Source organism: Serratia sp. SM04, from assembly GCF_040280225.1.
Lineage (GTDB): Bacteria > Pseudomonadota > Gammaproteobacteria > Enterobacterales > Enterobacteriaceae > Serratia > Serratia sarumanii.
On sequence record NZ_JBEOQT010000003.1, the window covers coordinates 371,379 to 388,919 of the forward strand.

Here is a 17,541-nt window from a genome sequence, read left to right on the forward strand (position 1 = left end):
AGCCTGATCGGAGGATGTATGTCTGACAATACCGTAGCCGTGCTGGATAGCGTGTCGCGTTTTCTCGATCGTCAGCATGGGCTGTATATCGACGGCCAGTGGCGCGCGTCCGCCGCGGAAGGCCGCCTGGCGGTGTATAACCCCGCCAATGGGCAGCAGATCGCCACCACCGCCGACGCCAACGAACACGACGTCGCGCTGGCGGTGCAGTCCGCCCACAAAGCCTTCAGCGAAGGCGTCTGGGCGCAGCGTCTGCCGGTAGAACGAGAACGCATCCTGCTGCGCTTCGCCGATCTGGTGGAACAGCACGCCGAGGAGCTGGCGCAGCTGGAAACCCTGGAGCAAGGCAAATCCATCAACATCGCCCGCGCTTTCGAAGTCGGCAGCACCCTGAACTGGATGCGCTACACCGCCGGGCTGGCGACCAAAATCACCGGCCAGACGCTGGACGTCTCCATTCCGATGCCGCCGGGCGCCAAATATCAGGTTTATACCCGTAAAGAGCCGATCGGCGTGGTCGCCGGCATCGTGCCCTGGAACTTCCCGCTGATGATCGGCATGTGGAAAGTGATGCCGGCGCTGGCGGCGGGCTGCTCCATCGTCATCAAGCCGTCGGAAACCACCCCGCTCACCCTGCTGCGCATCGCCGAACTGGCGAGCGAAGCCGGCGTGCCGCCGGGCGTGTTCAACGTGGTCACCGGCCGCGGCACCGTGTGCGGCAAGGCGCTGACCGAACATCCGCTGATCGCCAAAGTCAGCTTTACCGGCTCCACGCCGGTGGGCAAAAGCATCGCGCGCGCGGCGGCGGATCGCCTGACCCGCGTGACGCTGGAGCTGGGCGGCAAAAACCCGGCCATCGTGCTGAAAGATGCCGATCCGCAGCAGGTGATCGAAGGCCTGATGCTCGGCAGCTTCCTCAATCAGGGGCAGGTGTGCGCCGCCAGCTCGCGGATTTATATCGAAGCACCGATTTATGACCAGCTGGTGGCCGGTTTCGAACAGGCGGTGAAATCGCTGTCGGTCGGGCCGGGGATGGATACCGGCGCGCAAATCAACCCGCTGGTGTCGCTCGCGCACCGCGACAAGGTGGCGGCCTACCTGGACGACGCCCGGGCGAAAAACGCCGAGCTTATCGGCGGCGCGGCCGGGCCGGATGCCAACGGCTTCTACATTCCGCCAACGCTGGTGATCAACCCGGACGATCGGCTGAACCTGACGCGCGAGGAAGTGTTCGGCCCGGTGGTCAACCTGATTCGGGTGGCGAGCGCCGAGGAGGCGCTGAGCAAGGCCAACGACACCGACTTCGGGCTGACTGCCAGCCTGTGGACCACCAGCCTGCAGCAGGCGATGGCGCTGACGCCGCGCATTCAGGCCGGCACCGTGTGGGTCAACACCCATACGCTGATCGACCCTAACATGCCGTTCGGCGGGTTCAAACAGTCGGGCAGCGGCCGTGATTTCGGCCCGGATTGGCTGGACGCTTACACCGAGTCGAAATCGGTCTGCATCCGCTATTGAGTGAAGCGGCGCGGGCCTGGCCCGCGCCCTGGCTTACTGATACTGCCGACGGTACTCGCTCGGCGACATGCCGAAACGCTGCTTGAAAGCGGTCGAGAAATGGCTGTGATCGGCAAACCCCCAGTCGAGGCCGACTCCGGCCAGCTTCTCCTGCCCGGCGGCGCTGCGCAGCGCCTGCGCGCACAGATCCAGCCGGCGGTTCCTGATGTACTGGGCCACCACCAGCCCCTGACGGGCAAACAGCCGATACAGGCTGCGCAGTGACACCCCCAACTCGGCCGCCACCCATTCCGGGCGCAGCTGCGGCGACTGAATATGCCTGTCGATCAACGCCAGCGCCTTGTCGAAAACCGGCTGTTGCCCCTCCGGGCGCGCCTGTTCGAGCGCCAGCGCCGGGCGCAGCAGCGCCGCCAGCGCATTCAGCACCGCCTCGCTTTCCGCCGCGGCAAGCTGAGGATCCTGCATGCTGCTCAGCACCAGTTGGCGGCTGAGGCGCACCGCGCTGAGCTCTGCTCCGAGACGCTGGGCGCAAGGCGGCGGCACCGGCAGGCAGCCGCGCGGCAACAGCAGGGAGATTTGGCGCGAATCGCGCTGGAAGGTAAAGCTGCTGGGCCGTGAGGCGTCGATCAGCGTGATGTCGCCGGGAGAGAGCACCGTCTGGCTCTCGCCCTGCTCCATCAACGCGCTGCCGCGCAGCTGGAAGACGGTAAAAAAGTGCGCGCCGTCGCTGCGGGCGATCTCGCGCGGCGTGCGGTACAGCCGGGCTTGAGACACGTCGACCACGCTCAGGCGCAGCGCATGGGCGCGGAATTCCTGCATCGCCCCGCTGAAGCCCGGCCCCAGCGTTTTTGCGCAGAATCTGCCGCAGGCGGTGTTGATTTTGCCCAGCCACTCTTCGAAGCCGACGTCCCGGAGCGTTGCCAATGCCGTCATGATCTCTCCCTTCAAACAGCAGCGGTGCTGCGCCGTTGAACAGAAAACCACCATAACAATCCGTTAACACACAATCAATGGCGAGCCGGGGATTTGGCGCCGCGATCACAGATCATCGGGCGCCGGAGGAGGAATCGCCTTAAGGCTGCGTATCCAACAGATGCCGCACCACCGCCGCGTACTCTTTGGCGTAGCCTTCAACGCTGGTGCTGGCCATGCCGGCATTGTCTATCTTGTATTTACCGGCTACGTAGAACGACGGGGTGCCGCGCACCTCGAACGCCTTCACCGCTTCGTTCTGCTTGGCGATCAACCCTTTGACCAGCAGGCTGTGGCGCGCGTTTTCATAGGTGGCGGCATCGATGCCGGCCGCCGTGAACACCCGCTGAATATCTTCGGCGCTATTGACGGCGCGCTGTTTCTGCACCGCGTCAAACATCGCCCCTTCAATCTTGTCTTCCACGCCCAGCACCGTCGCCACCGCCCAGGCTTCGGTCAGCTCATTGCCCAATTTGCCCATCAGGCTGACGTGATACTTGGTGACTTTCTCACCGGCGGGCAGCGCCTGCGCCACGGTGCTGCCTACCCGGTAGGTCTCGGCGAACTGATAGCAAGGGCCGCAGTAGAAGGAGAAGAACTCCACCACCGCAGGCGCGGCGGCTACCGGCTTATCCAGCCGGGTGTATTGCTCGCCCGCACGGTAATCCGCGGCCTGAACCGCGGGCAGCGCCAACATCAATACGACGGCGGCGGCGAACGAACGCTTAACGTTTGCCAACATAAACACTCCTGGTTTCGATTATGAACATCGTCCTTAGCGGCGGTTTTTATAATCAAATAACCGGCAGAAGGCCAGTTTTTATTACCTTCTGTTTATGTGGGATTCAGTCAGCGGCCTTCGTAACCGTCCCAGTAGGCGCCCACCGCTTCCTGCGACAGCACCTGACGGCGTTTAGGATTGTCGGAGCCGCTGTAGGCGCGATTGATGAAAATGGTTTTGTGTTCCATGTTCTGCTGGAATTCCGGGCTGGCCAGATAATCGGCCTTTTTCTGCGCCTCGCTGCGCGCCACGCCCGCCGCGCGATCCTTTTTCCCCTGCTGGTAGAACTGTTCGAACATCGGCACGGCGTTTTTAATGCTGCCGTTCACATCGGTGCGGAATTGCGGGTCGAAGTCGTCGCGCGTTTGATAAACGTAGTGCTTGGCATGCCGCTCCGCGCTGCTGAGGTGGTGGGTGCAGGCGCTGAGCGCCAACAGCGGCAACAACAGCGCCGCGCTTTTCAGTCTTTTCATGTCGTCTGTCCCTGTCAGTGAGGAAGGTTCCTTTAGCGCCAAGAGCATAGCGCCGGCCCCCGGTAAACGTCAAACGACAAAATACGCATCACATTGTTTTATATTAATATTATATACATTTATTGGTATTCATTGCCTGAAACACTATGCTTTAACCGAACAGGGTAAACACTCACCGACAGCGAGGCGGCCAATGAAACCGATCGACAAAAACGTGGGGGAGTACGACCTCACGGCGGAAAAAAAAGCGGGCATGATCACCGGCACTATCCGCGGCGAACTGCCGGACAGCGACGCCAATCTGCCGCTGCTGCCCTTCTCCGGCACCTTTGCCGGCCCGAGCGTGGCCGAAGCCATCGCCGATATTCAGCAGCAGTTCCCCGACATCGAACCGGCGATTATCGACGACCTGCGCGAGGAACTGCTGAAGGCCGGTTTCTAAACCGGATCGCGGTGGCGCACGAACGGGCTATAGACCGGCGCACCGGGCTTCAGCGCCAGATCGGCGTCAAAATCGTCATTGCGGTTGAACCGCACCGCCGGCCAGGCGGCAAGATCGCCTAAGCCAGCCCGATACGCCTGCGTCACCTGCGCCAAAGCGGCGTTCTGCGCCTGCAGTGCCTCGCCCGTCAACCCGCCGCGCACGCCATAAACCAGGAACGGCTCCAGCACGCTAAAGCCGATATAGTGCAGCGCATGCATGATCGGCCACAGCATCAGCCGCATATCGCCGTCGCGCCCGTTCGGCGCGCAGGCCTGAGCGGAGGCGCCGGCGGTGACGGTCAGCAGCGCCCGTTTGCCGCGCATCACGCCGTTCTCATGGCGGTGGCGACTGTCGTAGATCCCGCCGTAAACGAATACCCGATCCATCCAGCCCTTGATGATGGCCGGCGCGCCGAACCACCAGAAAGGGAACTGCAGCACCAGCGTATCCGCCCAGTGCAGCAGCTCGATATGCCGCCGGATCTCCGCCGGCAGCGCCTGAGTCGTCCAGTGATGGCGCTGTTCCCGCATCGCATCAAATCTGTCCGCCTGCTTTCTGCTGGGGTAATGGTCTGCGCCTTCACGCGGATCAAACCCCTCCTGATACAGATCGACCGTTTTCACCTGATGCCCCTGCGCCAGCCAGGCCTGCCGCGCCTGTTCGGCCAAATGGGCATTGAAAGAATGCGGCTCGGGGTGAGCCAGCACAATCAGCACGTTCATCCTGTGTCTCCCGCTGTAAGGTGGTGCTGCTATGCTGTGGCTTTATCGCACCCTTGGCAATTACGCACCTGAAGGTAACCCCCCATGGCCTATCCCGGCGACGTCTATTCGAGTAAATGCTCCGCGCGCGATGCGCTGGCGCTGATTTCCGGCAAGTGGGTGATGCTGATCCTGCCCGCGCTGGCGCAGCGGCCGATGCGCAACGGCGAACTGCTGCGCCGCATCGACGGCATTTCACAGAAGGTGCTGACGCAAACGCTGCGCCAGTTGGAACGCAACGGGCTGCTCGAACGCTTGGATTTAAGTGAAAGGAATCAGGCGCATGTGGAATACCGGCTCAGCGCCGTCGCCTGCTCGCTGGTCGAGACGCTGACGGCGCTCGACCGATGGGCGGAATACCATTTCCCCGAGTTGGACGCCGCCCGCGAGCGCTATGATGCAGACCGCAAGCGCGCGGCCGATTAAAGCGGTTTGCCTGGCAACGCGGGGCGCACAGAATGCGCAGCTGAGACGCTTGTTCCCCGTCGCGCCATCCGTTATCTATAGTTAAATCAATTCGCCGCTAACGGCCCACTCCACCTGAGGATCTTGCCTTGACGTTTTTAAAACACCCTATCGCCGGATTGGTGCTGGCCGGCTGCGGCCTGCTGTCGGCGGGCGGCGCGCTGGCCGCTTCCGATGCGCTGGTGTACTGCACCGTCGCCTCGCCGGAATCGTTCAACCCGCAGCTCGCCAGCTCCGGGCCGACCTTTATCGCCACCTCGCAGGTGCTATACAACCGCTTGGTGACGCTGCGCGAAAGCGATAAAACCCCCGCCCCTTCGCTGGCCACCGAGTGGAGCGTCAGCCCGGACGGCAAGATCTACACCTTTACCCTGCGCCAGGGCGTGAAATTCAACAGCAACAAATACTTCACCCCAACGCGCGACTTCAACGCCGAAGACGTGGTGTTCACCGTGATGCGGCAGAAAGACCCCGCTAATCCGTATCACAAGGTCTCCGGCGGCAACTATGAATACTTCACCGACATGGGCCTGAACAAGCTGATCGCCAAGGTGGAGGCGGTGGACGAGCATCACGTGCGCTTCACGCTGAGCCAGCCCAACGCCGCCTTCGTCGCCGACTGGGCGATGGATTTCGCCTCGATCCTGTCCGCCGAGTACGCCGACGCGATGCTGAAAAAGGGCACGCCGGAATACGTCGACAACTGGCCGATCGGCACCGGGCCGTTCGCGCTGCAGCAGTACAAACAGGATTCGCTGATCCGCTACATCGCCAATCCGCACTACTGGCAGGGCGAAGTGGCCAGCAAGCACCTGATCTTCTCGATTACGCCTGATCCGCAAACCCGGCTGGCCAAACTGAAAACCAATGAATGCCAGATTATCCCCGCGCCGCTGCCGGAACAGTTCGCCGCCATCAAGGCCGACGGCAACCTGCAGCTGCACGACATCACCGGGCTGAACGTCGGCTATCTGGCGTTCAACACCCAGAAAAAGCCGTTCGACAACCTGCTGGTGCGCCAGGCGCTGAGCTATGCGGTGGACAAGAAAGCGATCGTCGCCGCGGTGTTCAAAGACAGCGGCACGCCGGCCAACTCGCTGCTGCCGCCGGGCATGCTGGGCTACAACGATCAACTGCCGGAATACGCCTACGATCCGCAGAAGGCGCGCGAGCTGCTGAAGCAGGCCGGGCTGGAGCAGGGCTTTGAGACCGACATCTGGTCGATGCCGGTGCAGCGCCCCTACAACCCGAACTCGAAGCGCATCGCCGAGATGATCCAGAGCGACTGGGCGAAGGTGGGTGTGAAAGCCAAGATCGTCACCTGGGAGTGGGGCCAGTATCTGGCCGGGCTGCGCAAAGGCGAGCAGCAGAGCGCGCTGTACGGCTGGGTGTCGGACAACGGCGATCCGGACAACTTCGCCACCCTGCTCGGCTGCGCCGGGGTGCAGAGCGGCGCCAACGTGGCGCGCTGGTGCGATAAGGATTATGACCGGCTGATCCAGCAGGCGATCCAGGAGAATCAACCACAGGCGCGCGCCAAGCTGTATCAACAGGCACAGGTGATCTTCGCCAAACAGGCGCCGTGGCTGCCGCTGGCCACCGGCAAAGTGTTCTACGCCACCCGCAGCAACCTGAGCGGCTATGTGGTGGACGTGAACGGCAGCGATTTCGCCAAGGCCAAATTGAACTGATCCCGGGCGCCGCAGCGAGGGCTGCGGCGCTATTTGCTTCGCTACTTATTAAGCTGCCAGCCTCTGAATCTATCGTCCATTAGCTTCACAACTTACGATGCTAACTGCCTCTCCTGCCGCCAGGCACTTAACCCACTAAATTCATAGCTTAACAAGCGGTTTAACCCCTGGCATTTTGCTTAAACTGCACACGGGCGCTTTCCTCACCTGTAACATTTCGTTACCATCGGCGCACAGACCCTCTAACATCAAAAGGCAACTCGGTGCAGAACACCTACATGCCGTGGCAAATTCGCCTGCACTGGCTGGTGGCGATCCTGCTGGTCATCACCTGCGTCACTATCGAGCTACGCGGCTTTGCCGAACCGGGCAGCGCCCCCTGGTACGTGCTGGTTGTCACCCACTTCAGCTGCGGCGTAACGGTGTTTGCGCTGATGATCGCCCGCCTGTTCCTGCGCTGGCGCCACCCTTCTCCCGCCATCGCGCCCAAACCGCCTAAGTGGCAAACCGGCCTGGCGCACCTGACGCACACCCTGATTTACCTGCTGCTGTTGACGCTGCCGGTGCTGGGGGTGTACTCGCGCTATCTGGGCGGCAAGGAGTGGTATCTGTTCGGCCTGCCGATGCCGTTCGCCGACGTGGCCGATCGGCCGCAGGCGCGGATGATTATCGGCTGGCACAAAACGCTGGCGTCGTTCGGCTACTGGCTGATCGGCCTGCATGCCGCCGCCGCGCTGTTTCACCACTACATCGTCAAGGACAATGCGCTGGTGCGCATGCTGCCGTTGATGAAAAAGCGCTGAATAATTTGGCGCCAGGGATGAATTTTCGGGCCACGCCCGCCGACAGGGAATGACATGCAAACCCAATTTTTTAATGTGACCGTCGAACAATGTGCCTGCCAACAGACGGCACCCGACAACCTGGTGAGGATCATCGCCGCCGGCCAAACGTTCTTTTTTTACCGTGACGACTTCAGCGACAGCGAAAATCTGCTGGCCACGCTCGCTGCCGGCGATCGGGTGAAGATTGGCGCCCATCGCCTGCAGGACGGCAGCTACTGGCTGCACTGGCTGCTGCACGAGACAAAAGGCCGGCTGGAGCCCGACAGAACGCTGAAATACAAGCTGAAATACTTCGCCCTGCTGGTGCTGGGCGCGGCGCTGGCCGGCGGTTTTCCGGCAGCCTTTTTCATCATGGACGGGGAAGATTCCTGGTTGACCATCGTTCTGTTCTTTATCGCCATCATCGCCGGCCTTGTCGGCATCGGCATGGTGCTGTTCGTCGGTTCGGAGCTGCTGCTGATCGGGCATCGCGGCCGCAGGCGCCTGCTCAAGGCGCTGGATCGCGTGCTGCAGGGGCAAGACGTCACGCCGCCCGGATCGCTCAGCCTGAAAATCCCCGGCATCAAATACCGGGCCGTCAGTGCAGACGCCACGTCAGTGCCCGCAGCGCAGCAAACCGACGTCCCCCTCCCCGACGGCGTCGAGACCTCCGGCATCGAGACGGTCAACGCCCTGAGCTACGAACTCCGCCACTATGAGATCCCGCGGCAGGTGCAGTATTTGGACACCTATGCGTGGCGCCAGAAGGAGACGCACTTCGCGTTGACGACCCGTGCGCTCAACGTCCCCAATACCAAACTGCATCCGGTATTTCGTCGGCAACATCCGCTTTTCATCGCCAAAGGCGATCCGCTGCAGGTGCTGTATTGCGAGAACGACACCGTCCCCGAGTTGCCTACGGTGCGTGGGATCATCAACCACCGCGATCGCCAGACCTACCTCATCGGCGGCCGCCGCTACTTCACCGAATCCGGCCTTAACCTGTGCGCGCGCGTTGTCTTCATTCTCGGCGCGATCGTGACGTGCTTTGTGCTCGGCCTGGCGGTGGCGGATAACGCCGATACCCCGGCGGGCTTTTACCTGGATGCCTGGACCCTGCAGCGTCTCGGCAGCGAATTGCCACCGATTCTTCTCTTAATGATGCTGATGGTCAGCGGCCTCGCGCTGTTGATCGAGGGCTTCGCCCAGATCTGCCGCCTTTACTCTTTTGACCAGCACCGCACGTTTAAAACGTTTAAATACCTGCGCAATCTGCGCCGCAGGTTATGGCGGCAGGATCAGGTGACGGAGCTGAAATGATGACGTTAGCGCTTTATAAAAGACCCCTTATTATCCTGACGCTGTTTTTGGCCAGCGCGCTGGGCGTCTATTTCCTCGCCCCTGAACAACGCTATGCGCAGTGGCAATGGACCCAGAGCGACGAAGCATTGCCGACGATAGCCCATTACGATCTCATCGACAGCTACCCGGCGCAGGACGGCGCCCTGCTGCTCATCAGCAAAAGGAGTGAGCGCGGGGCCTACAATAGCTTTTACGGCTGGGCGGCCAACTATCTCAGCCAGGTGTTGTTCAGCGGCCCGCAGGGATTGCAGATGCTGGGGGAACTCGACGAGTCTATCCACAATGCGGTTTGCGGCGGGCAAGAGTGCGTGCTTTTTCTGTCCAAGGGGCGCCGGCTGGTCGATGTGAAACAGGGCACCATCGGAGCGCTGATCCCTTGGCCGGAGGGCGACGACAACCGGCCTTCCTTTATCGGCGGCAAACTGGTGGCGCTGCCGGGTAAACGCGCGCTGTATCTCATCAGCACCGAAGGCGTATTCTACAGCCCGGACTTTGGCGCCCATTGGCGGCAAACGCTGAATCTGCCGGCGCTGTTGGAAGCGCGACAGCTGCTGGGTTTTGAGCGCGGCGAGGAGGACTCACCGACGGCTTACGCCTCCGGCAAGCGCAAATCCATACCCGAGATCTTTACCGCCGTTGACGGCGATCGCGTGCTGTTCTGGATGAATCCGGTGCTCGGCTCCGGCGCCTTGCACATCGCCGTTAACGGCAAAACCGGCGAGGTGGCCGAACCGCATTGGCTCACGGTGCGCGTGACGGAAAGCGCGCAGGCCCCGGATGGCGGCATCTACCTGATCGCACAGACGCTGGAAAGAGGGCTGTATCAGCTCCTGCATTATCAATCCGACGGGCAGTTGAAGGTGCTGCTGGAGACCGGCGATAAATCGCTGTATCAGCTGTGGGCAGGCAACGACAAGCTGGTCACCCAAACGGATAACGGCGATGCGCGCCTTTCGCTGATTTTCGATCTGCGCTCATCCGACGTGCGCTACCGCCAGCCGTTGGAGTATCGCTACAACGGGCGCGACGACGCACGCCAAACCGTGATCGAACCGGAAAGCCACTATGGCGATGACGGGGAGCCCCCGGCGCTGCCCTACTTCGTTCGCTATCGTTCCACCACGCCGTGAACATGAGGAACTTGCCATGCTGTTAGGTTATGGCGCCGGCGTTGCAGGGCTGGTGGCGCTGTTGTTGGCGCTGCTGCTCGCCGGCATCCTGCTCGCCTGGTGGGGCTGGCGCTACGCTTCTGCCCGCTGCGGCCGCCCACACCCGCCGCTTTCCTGGGGCGGCTATCTGCTGGCCTCGGCGCTGGCGATCTACCCGGTGGCGTTCGTGCTGATGCTGATCGACATCGCCATCCAGGATCTCAAGAGCCAACGGGCGGAAGAACGCTGGAATCGGCGCAGCTACCTGACGCTCGACGAAGCCAAACCGTTCGGTGAAATCACGCTGACGAAAGGCAGCTGGGTAAACCGGCAGGAACCGCGCCTGCCCGGCACCGAAAACAGCCCCATCACGATGGACGGCGTGACCGCCGTGCGTTTTCCTCGGCCGCAGAGCGTGGCCGGCGTGCCGATCATTGCCTTCGAGGTTTTACCGCCGGTAATGGAGCTGGCGAGCGCGCACACCTTCACCCGCCCGAGCGGCCAAAGGGTGCGCTGCGAAGCGGGTTGGCTGGTCTCTTTCTCTTTACCGCCGGATAAGCCGGCCCCGCAGTGGGAAGAGTGGCAGGCCGGGCTGCCTGCGGCGGCGTTTCGGCCCAGCGACTGGATCTTTAGGGAGTGCTTCCCCGGCAGCCCGATCGCCGTGCTGACCTTGCACAACGGCGAAGTCAGGGTGCTGCCTTAAGCCTTACGCCGTGGCGTTGGGCAAGCGCACGGTCACGCGATTATTGGCCGTGGGCAGCCGCAGCGGCGCGTCCTGCCAGCTTACCGCGATAACCAATACCGGCGGCGCCGCTACGCGCGGCGCACGCCCGTCGAGCCCCACGCTGTAGGCATCCCATTCAATCACGAATACGCCGCCGTCTTGCGGCTCGACCCGCTCGACAAAAAAGGTGGTGTCCGAACCGCGCCCGCCCGCCGGCTTGTGCGCGTAGGAAAGCAGGCTGAACCACTCGCCGGCGAAGTACAGATGGTACAGACCGTCGACGATATGCTCGCCGCGGAACTGGCAGCCGCCGACGCTCAAGCCGTCGCCCGTCGGCGCTTCCGCCACGCGTTCGAGATCGCACACCAAGCGATCGGTCGGCCGGTTATCCAGCAACAGCTCATAAGGCGGCGCGTGCAGCAGCGCGGCAGGATCGTCCGCATGGCGCAAATCCGCCGGTAACGTCGAGCGCGCCGCCAGCGCGCGGCCACTGGGCAAGGCGATCTCCAGACGATCCGCCGGATCCTCTGCCCACTGCGGCACCCACAGACCGCGCACCTGACGCAGCGGCGTGGCCACCGCCTGCCGACAGCTCGCCCGCAGCCGCGCCAGCGCCTCGGCGGAACCGCCGGCCACTGCTTCCAGCTCGCGATCGGTCAGCGCAGGCAGCGCGTACATCGCCCGGGCGGCAGGTTCGTAGACCGTCAGCCCCTCACCCTCGCGGCTGCGGGTCGGGATCAGGCGCAACCTGCCGCCGTCCACGTCCTGCGGCGCCGCACAGGCGCCATGCACAATCGCTCCGTCGCGCAGCAGCAGCGTCCAAAAACTGGGGCCGCCCATGCCCAGCTCCCCCACGCCGCCAATCTGCCGGTCGCTGTCGCCGGCGTGCGTCATTTCAATCGGCTGCGAACGCCAGTCGGTCTTGCGCCACTCTGCGGCCTCTTCGGGGTTTTGCACGCCTTTTGCGGCGTATTTGGCCCATTGCAGCACGGCGAACAGCGTGATGCACAACGCGCCGAAAATCGGGTAATCCCGCCAAATCAACAGCCAACCGACGATCAAAAAGGCCCAGGCGGTCATGGCGATATCCTTTTTCAAGAGCAAACCGCCTGATTCTAGCGCAGGCGGTTAGCGGGGTTGAAGCCTATGTCATGAATAATTAGCCGTTAAATAGAAAGGCAATAATTTCAGCGTTATTTCTGTGACTATAAAGATCACATAAATAACGCTTCACTGAGTGATTTTAACGTAGAAAAGATAACTCTCTGTATCTCAATGCAATATTTAAACCCGTATTAAAAGGCGAAGAATTAAAGCGGGAAAAAATCGCAATAATTTGTGCATATTCTAAACATTGACTATGTTTAGACATACTCTTTATATGCAGGTAAACATACTGAAAGACAAAAGAGCAAGGCCCTCAAGATAATTAAACCAACCTCGCGCACCGCGTGGGTGAAACACTCTTTACTATAAAAATTCCGAGGATATTTGATCTTCACGGAACGGGTAACTTTGCGTTTTATCAGGCCAATAGGCTACACACCGCAATTAATATCATTATTAGCATTCCGGAGAGCGACAATGAAAATCGTTACAGGCATTATCCTTACCTCTGTGGCCGCCTTCAGCGGCGCGGCTTACGCGGCCGATGCGCAGCCTACCACCGGCAACGCGGAAGTGACGCTGGAACACGTGCACGCCGTGATGGAAAACGGCAGCCCGGCGCCGCAGCACGACGCAGCCTGCAAAAAAGAACTTTCCATGCCGGAATCGAAATATATGGGCATGAAGGTTAAAACCGATTACACCATCAACAGCAGCACCATGATGATGTCGGCTAAATCGATGTTCCCATCGCCGGATTCCATGAAACCCATGGAGCTGACGGTCGATCTCTCCGCGTTGGGCCTGGAGGATGTGTATGCCTTCGGCGCCTTTAAACCGGCCGCGCTGCCGCAGGCGTATATTTATTTCACCATCGACAAGGATTTTAAAAATCCGGTCAGCACCTTTATGGTCATTAACCAAGGCAAGCAATATAACTGCGTAATTTCCAGCTCGAATAAAATGATGAGCGAAGAAATGCGCGGCAAGATGAAGAAACAGTAACGGAACGAAAAACGGCGCTTCCCTTAACAGGAAGCGCCGTCAGCAAAGCATTAAATCAGACCAGGATTGTATTTCTGGTTGAATTTCTCTTCCGATTGGAACAGATAAATAATGCCTTCGATAAAGCCGACAATCGCCGGGATCCCCGTCCAGCAGAACAGCAGGTAGAACAGCCCCCACCACTTCATCCCTAAGTAAAACTTGTGAATGCCCAGCCCACCCAGGAAGATGGCCAGCAGGGCCGCCGCGAGCTTGTCTTTTCTGCTCATAGTACACTTCTCCTTACTTCTCACCGAACCACCGGCATGCCTAAAAACGGATGCCGCTCCAGAGAGCGCCGCATCGCAATGCTTACGGAGAAAAACATTCACTCCTGCAAGGCTCAACGGGGGTAATTATAACAGTAATTAATTAAACGGTTGTTTAACCGGCGAAAGGATAAGCAGGGGGAAGCAGGGGGAAGCATGGAAAGTGAGGCTACAGATACTCGGTTTCGGCTCAAAAAAACACGCACGCTCGCAGGATCTCGTCGGCATAATAGATGAACGAACATTATCCCGCAGCCGTCATTTTAAGAGATAAGGTTAAAACAGATTTTCATTGCCTGATATCGGCATATCGTTATAATTTTTAGTTTCCCTGGTGAATGCCTGCAGGCAGCTAAAAGCGGCTCACTTGCAGGTATTCAAAAAATGATTATATCACGACGCTAAAGCCCATCACGTTGAATATTATGCGCCGCGATCGCATTCGCCATCAGGGCATAATCCTTGATGACCCCCGCGTGACGACGCCCTGAGCAGAAAATAAAATCACAGCGTTGCTCATCTTCGATCAGTTTTTTTGCCAGATGCCTGACTCGTAATTTGGGTGTTGCATTAATTCTGGTCACCCGCCCTCTTTCAGTTTCATTACTTTGCGGATGAACCTTTTCTTCATATTCGCCAATCATCAGGGTTATTTTATTAACGCTTTCAGCGATTGTTAACTTGCCATCAGGAAGCAACGCCCCATTCCCCCACCAGATCGATGGACTGGCCGCCAGATAATTTTGAAACGCGTCAGGATGATTAAGCAGCGTATAAAGTACAAAATGCCCGCCATGTGAATGACCTGCCAGCGTTTGTTTGTCTGTATTGATTGAGTAGCGTGACTCAACCCAGGGCTTAACGCATGTGGTGATAAACTGATAAAATGCCGGCGCTCCGCCACCGTCAATAAACTCTTTATCATCAGAGGGAACCGTATAGTCGCGGGTTCTTGCTTTTAGTATATCCACCCCATCCTGATAGCCGATGCCGACATAAAGAATATTGTCGTTACTTCTGCGCCGATGGCGTTCGGTCAGCTGGGAGAATTGAGTATTGGCATCGAGAAAGTAAAGCGCTTTTAAATCGCCATGCGCTTGCTTGTCATGAGCAATAAAAACCCTATAACGCTGACCATTAAAGCTAAAGTCCTTCGTTCTTGAAATCAAACATCCACACATAACAACCTCACTTTATAAATAAGCCTGTGATTTAACATTGGCGGTAATGTCTTTCCCCAGATGAGAGAAAAGACGGTGAGGTTCAACCGTAGCAACAGATTATTCTGCTTACGACGCTTGCTGGTTGTGTGAACAATCAAACAAATACACTAAACAGATACCTCTCCCACAAATAGGTATTTGACGCCGGCACCGCATTTTTCTTACAAGGAAGGCGTCACCAATAATTGTCCTATTAAGAAAATATTTATCGGAAAACCGTTCACCCTATGCACTATTTCCAACCTTACCATGTCACTTCAATATATTGATTAAAGTTGCAGCTACATTCTCCGCAAGTAGCACTGCTCACCAGCCAGGTGAACAACCTGAACCGCATGCGCAAAAGGCCGGCCGAAGCAGATTCAGGGCGACATGCTGTCCGGTTAAAAGCGTCTTCTCCATCAAATCTTGATAGAACATGAATAATAAATTAAGAATCACCCATTAAAATATCAAGAACGCCATCAATTAATAAACGAAAAATCAAAATAAAAAACGCACTTATAGGATGAAAATCTTGAAAAGAAACATTATCTTCGAATTACTCTCGGGACAGACTGTCCCTGGCCCGGCATGGAGAAAAAAGAGCTTCCGTGCAAAGTTCTTACTTCGACTTATTTTATACTATTCACCGACTAAAAAGGCACTATCCATTTTAACTCAACAGAGTGATTTAAAATCGATATTATATCATCAAAACACATTCCCTTGTAAAACGCACCGGCAATACCTGATGCGCAACCTCAATGCCAAACAACGTGCATCGGCAATTGTCAGCCATTATCGGTATGTGTCATCTCTCAGTAACAAAGCACTGTCCAACGCGCTGATATCTCGAGAAGAAACGATCTTGGCGGAATTCACCGGCAGAGAGGAGGCTCGTTTTACCATTTCGGCCTCTTGTGCGCACAAAGCCGAACGAGAAGGCGAATCAACACTATGGTTGCGTGGCGACAATAAAGAGTTACTTGCCAGCGTGACCTTTTCGGTCGTATCCGAAGGGGCTGAATGGAATCTCATCATTGGCGGCCTACAAGGCCCCGGACGGCACATACCGCACGAAGCCATCAAAGATGCTACACGTGCTCTGTCTGGCATTTTCCCCAAACGTGTTTTGATGGAGTTTATTAGCCACTTCGCTAATTTCACCGAGGTGCGTGCTATTTATGGTGTCAGCGATAATGGACACGTTTTTCGCTCAATGAGGTATCGAATGAGCAAAGGTCGGCATTTACATGCCAGCTACGACGATTTCTGGTCGTTGATAGGTGGGGTAAAACAGAGTTCGTGGCGCTGGCAGCTGCCATTGACGTTTGAAAGAAAATCTTTGGAACATATCCCCAGTAAAAAGCGGGCGGAGTATCGCCGACGTTTTCAGATTATAGACGATATAGCAGAGCAAGTGCGTACGCTTAATACGACTAACCTCTGCGCGAAAATCGCTTAATGAAACTATCATGATCATTCTTGGGACCGTTTTTTGAGTCAAATACCCCGTACATTGCCCCCCAATTGCAGGGAAAACCAGTTGCCATCCTTCTGTCGGCCAGCGCTACAGCACATCGACGCGTCGTCACACGATAAGACGCTTTGCCCGCAGTGCGACATGCTGGTGGCGCTACCGCCGCTGGCCTATGGCAGCAAAGCGGTATGCCCGCGCTGCAAAACCACGCTCAGCGTCCGCTGGGACGAACCGCGCAAGCGGCCGATCGGTTACGCGCTCAGTGCCTTGTTCATGCTGGTGCTGGCCAACATTTTCCCGTTTATCAACATGCGCGTCGCCGGCCTCGGCAACGAAATCCGGCTGATTCAAATTCCGGAGGTCATGGTGGCGGAAGATTACGCCAGTATGGCCACCTTGTTTATGGTGTTCGTGCAGCTGATCCCGGCGTTTTGCATGGTGGCGATCGTTCTGCTGTGCGCCAAAGTGCGCTTGCCGCTGGGGCTGAAAGCGTGGATGGCCCGGGTGCTGTTCCAGTTCAAAACCTGGTGCATGGTGGAAATTTTCCTCGCCGGGGTGCTGGTCAGCTTCGTCAAGCTGATGGCCTACGGCGATATCGGCATCGGCAGCAGCTTCGTGCCTTATTGCCTGTTCTGCTTGCTGCAGGTGCGCGCCTTCCAGTGCGTGGATCGACGCTGGCTGTGGCAGGACATCGAACCGGCACCGCGTCTCGATCGTCCGCTGACGGTGGGGCGCACCGGCATGCGCCAGGGCGTGCGCTCCTGCGCCTGCTGCACGGCGATCCTGCCGGCCAATCAGGTGCGCTGCCCGCGTTGCCACACCCCCGGCTATGTGCGCCGCCGCCACAGCCTGCAGTGGACGCTGGCGCTGCTGGTGACCTCCGTCATGCTGTATATACCGGCCAACCTGATGCCGATCATGGTGACCGAGGCGCTGGGCAACAAGATGAACTCCACCATCATGGCGGGGGTGATCCTGCTGTGGGGAAGTGGCTCTTACCCGGTGGCGATGGTGATTTTCATCGCCAGCATCATGGTGCCGTCGCTGAAAATGCTGGCGATCGGCTGGCTGTGCTGGGACGCCAACGGCAGGAAGAAACCGCGCGTCGACAGCGAGCGCATGCATCTGATTTATGAAGTGGTCGAATTCGTTGGCCGCTGGTCAATGATCGACGTGTTTGTGATCGCCGTATTGTCGGCGCTGGTGCGAATGGGGCAGTTGATGAGCATTTAC

General features: G+C 58.5%; 18 protein-coding genes. 11 read left to right on the forward strand and 7 right to left on the reverse strand.

What is annotated here, in order from left to right:
- Nucleotides 1-18 precede the first annotated feature (18 nt).
- Nucleotides 19-1,518 (forward strand): aldehyde dehydrogenase family protein, encoded by a 1,500-nt coding sequence (locus tag ABTW55_RS07455; protein ID WP_033653317.1) that lies wholly within the window; start codon nt 19-21, stop codon nt 1,516-1,518.
- Nucleotides 1,519-1,551: 33 nt separating this feature from the next.
- Here ABTW55_RS07455 and feaR read toward each other — a convergent pair whose 3' ends face one another.
- The 3 genes from feaR to ABTW55_RS07470 all read right to left on the reverse strand — a co-directional run bounded on the left by feaR (nt 1,552) and on the right by ABTW55_RS07470 (nt 3,744).
- Nucleotides 1,552-2,451 (reverse strand): transcriptional regulator FeaR, encoded by a 900-nt coding sequence (gene feaR / locus ABTW55_RS07460; RefSeq protein ID WP_041033541.1) that lies wholly within the window; start codon nt 2,449-2,451, stop codon nt 1,552-1,554.
- Between the two features lie 139 nt (nt 2,452-2,590).
- On the reverse strand, nt 2,591-3,232 hold the full coding sequence (locus ABTW55_RS07465) for a DsbA family protein (protein ID WP_041033539.1): 642 nt from the start codon (nt 3,230-3,232) through the stop codon (nt 2,591-2,593).
- Nucleotides 3,233-3,339: 107 nt separating this feature from the next.
- The gene (locus ABTW55_RS07470) at nt 3,340-3,744 is read right to left on the reverse strand and encodes an Exc2 family lipoprotein (protein WP_033647394.1); all 405 of its coding nucleotides are present in this window, start codon (nt 3,742-3,744) and stop codon (nt 3,340-3,342) included.
- Between the two features lie 193 nt (nt 3,745-3,937).
- On the opposite strand from ABTW55_RS07470, the gene ABTW55_RS07475 reads away from it, so the two are divergent.
- Nucleotides 3,938-4,186, forward strand: coding sequence for a hypothetical protein (locus ABTW55_RS07475; RefSeq protein WP_019454278.1), 249 nt, complete (start codon nt 3,938-3,940; stop codon nt 4,184-4,186).
- On the opposite strand, the gene ABTW55_RS07480 is transcribed toward ABTW55_RS07475, so the two are convergent.
- On the reverse strand, nt 4,183-4,950 hold the full coding sequence (locus ABTW55_RS07480; RefSeq protein ID WP_060420463.1) for an NAD(P)H-dependent oxidoreductase: 768 nt from the start codon (nt 4,948-4,950) through the stop codon (nt 4,183-4,185). The two genes, ABTW55_RS07475 and ABTW55_RS07480, sit on opposite strands and share 4 nt — an antisense overlap.
- Nucleotides 4,951-5,034: 84 nt before the next feature.
- Between ABTW55_RS07480 and ABTW55_RS07485 the strand changes: the two genes are divergently transcribed.
- The 6 genes from ABTW55_RS07485 (at nt 5,035) to ABTW55_RS07510 (ending at nt 11,182) form a co-directional block, all read left to right on the forward strand.
- Complete coding sequence (locus tag ABTW55_RS07485) at nt 5,035-5,415, forward strand: helix-turn-helix domain-containing protein (protein ID WP_047569126.1); 381 nt, start codon at nt 5,035-5,037, stop codon at nt 5,413-5,415.
- 128 nt (nt 5,416-5,543) lie between these two features.
- Nucleotides 5,544-7,145 (forward strand): ABC transporter substrate-binding protein, encoded by a 1,602-nt coding sequence (locus tag ABTW55_RS07490; RefSeq protein WP_060420465.1) that lies wholly within the window; start codon nt 5,544-5,546, stop codon nt 7,143-7,145.
- Between the two features lie 278 nt (nt 7,146-7,423).
- Nucleotides 7,424-7,948: a cytochrome b561 gene (cybB, locus tag ABTW55_RS07495; protein WP_079656961.1), complete on the forward strand. Its 525-nt coding sequence runs from the start codon at nt 7,424-7,426 to the stop codon at nt 7,946-7,948.
- A 54-nt stretch (nt 7,949-8,002) separates the two neighbouring features.
- Nucleotides 8,003-9,289 carry a hypothetical protein gene (locus tag ABTW55_RS07500; protein WP_060420467.1) on the forward strand — a complete coding sequence of 429 codons (1,287 nt, stop codon included), beginning with the start codon at nt 8,003-8,005 and terminating at the stop codon, nt 9,287-9,289.
- Nucleotides 9,286-10,461, forward strand: a complete 1,176-nt coding sequence (locus ABTW55_RS07505; protein ID WP_060420469.1) for a hypothetical protein — start codon at nt 9,286-9,288, stop codon at nt 10,459-10,461. The genes ABTW55_RS07500 and ABTW55_RS07505 overlap by 4 nt, the downstream gene beginning before the upstream one ends.
- A gap of 16 nt (nt 10,462-10,477) precedes the next feature.
- Entirely contained in the window at nt 10,478-11,182 is a 705-nt protein-coding gene (locus ABTW55_RS07510; RefSeq protein ID WP_060420471.1) for a hypothetical protein, read from the forward strand.
- Nucleotides 11,183-11,185: 3 nt separating this feature from the next.
- Here ABTW55_RS07510 and ABTW55_RS07515 read toward each other — a convergent pair whose 3' ends face one another.
- Entirely contained in the window at nt 11,186-12,301 is a 1,116-nt protein-coding gene (locus ABTW55_RS07515; RefSeq protein ID WP_230199945.1) for a hypothetical protein, read from the reverse strand.
- Nucleotides 12,302-12,787: 486 nt separating this feature from the next.
- Here ABTW55_RS07515 and ABTW55_RS07520 point away from each other — a divergent pair, with 486 nt between their 5' ends.
- Nucleotides 12,788-13,315, forward strand: coding sequence for a hypothetical protein (locus ABTW55_RS07520; RefSeq protein ID WP_060420473.1), 528 nt, complete (start codon nt 12,788-12,790; stop codon nt 13,313-13,315).
- 50 nt (nt 13,316-13,365) lie between these two features.
- Here the strand turns inward: ABTW55_RS07520 and ABTW55_RS07525 are convergent, their stop codons facing one another.
- Both ABTW55_RS07525 and ABTW55_RS07530 read right to left on the reverse strand, forming a co-directional pair.
- The gene (locus tag ABTW55_RS07525) at nt 13,366-13,584 is read right to left on the reverse strand and encodes a TM2 domain-containing protein (protein WP_015376761.1); all 219 of its coding nucleotides are present in this window, start codon (nt 13,582-13,584) and stop codon (nt 13,366-13,368) included.
- Nucleotides 13,585-14,024: 440 nt separating this feature from the next.
- Complete coding sequence (locus ABTW55_RS07530) at nt 14,025-14,804, reverse strand: alpha/beta hydrolase (protein WP_060420475.1); 780 nt, start codon at nt 14,802-14,804, stop codon at nt 14,025-14,027.
- A 550-nt stretch (nt 14,805-15,354) separates the two neighbouring features.
- On the opposite strand from ABTW55_RS07530, the gene ABTW55_RS07535 reads away from it, so the two are divergent.
- Both ABTW55_RS07535 and pqiA read left to right on the forward strand, forming a co-directional pair.
- Nucleotides 15,355-16,293 (forward strand): VirK/YbjX family protein, encoded by a 939-nt coding sequence (locus ABTW55_RS07535; RefSeq protein ID WP_060420477.1) that lies wholly within the window; start codon nt 15,355-15,357, stop codon nt 16,291-16,293.
- An 81-nt stretch (nt 16,294-16,374) separates the two neighbouring features.
- Nucleotides 16,375-17,541: membrane integrity-associated transporter subunit PqiA (gene pqiA, locus ABTW55_RS07540; RefSeq protein ID WP_258366721.1), on the forward strand; the 1,167-nt coding region annotated here is incomplete at its 3' end.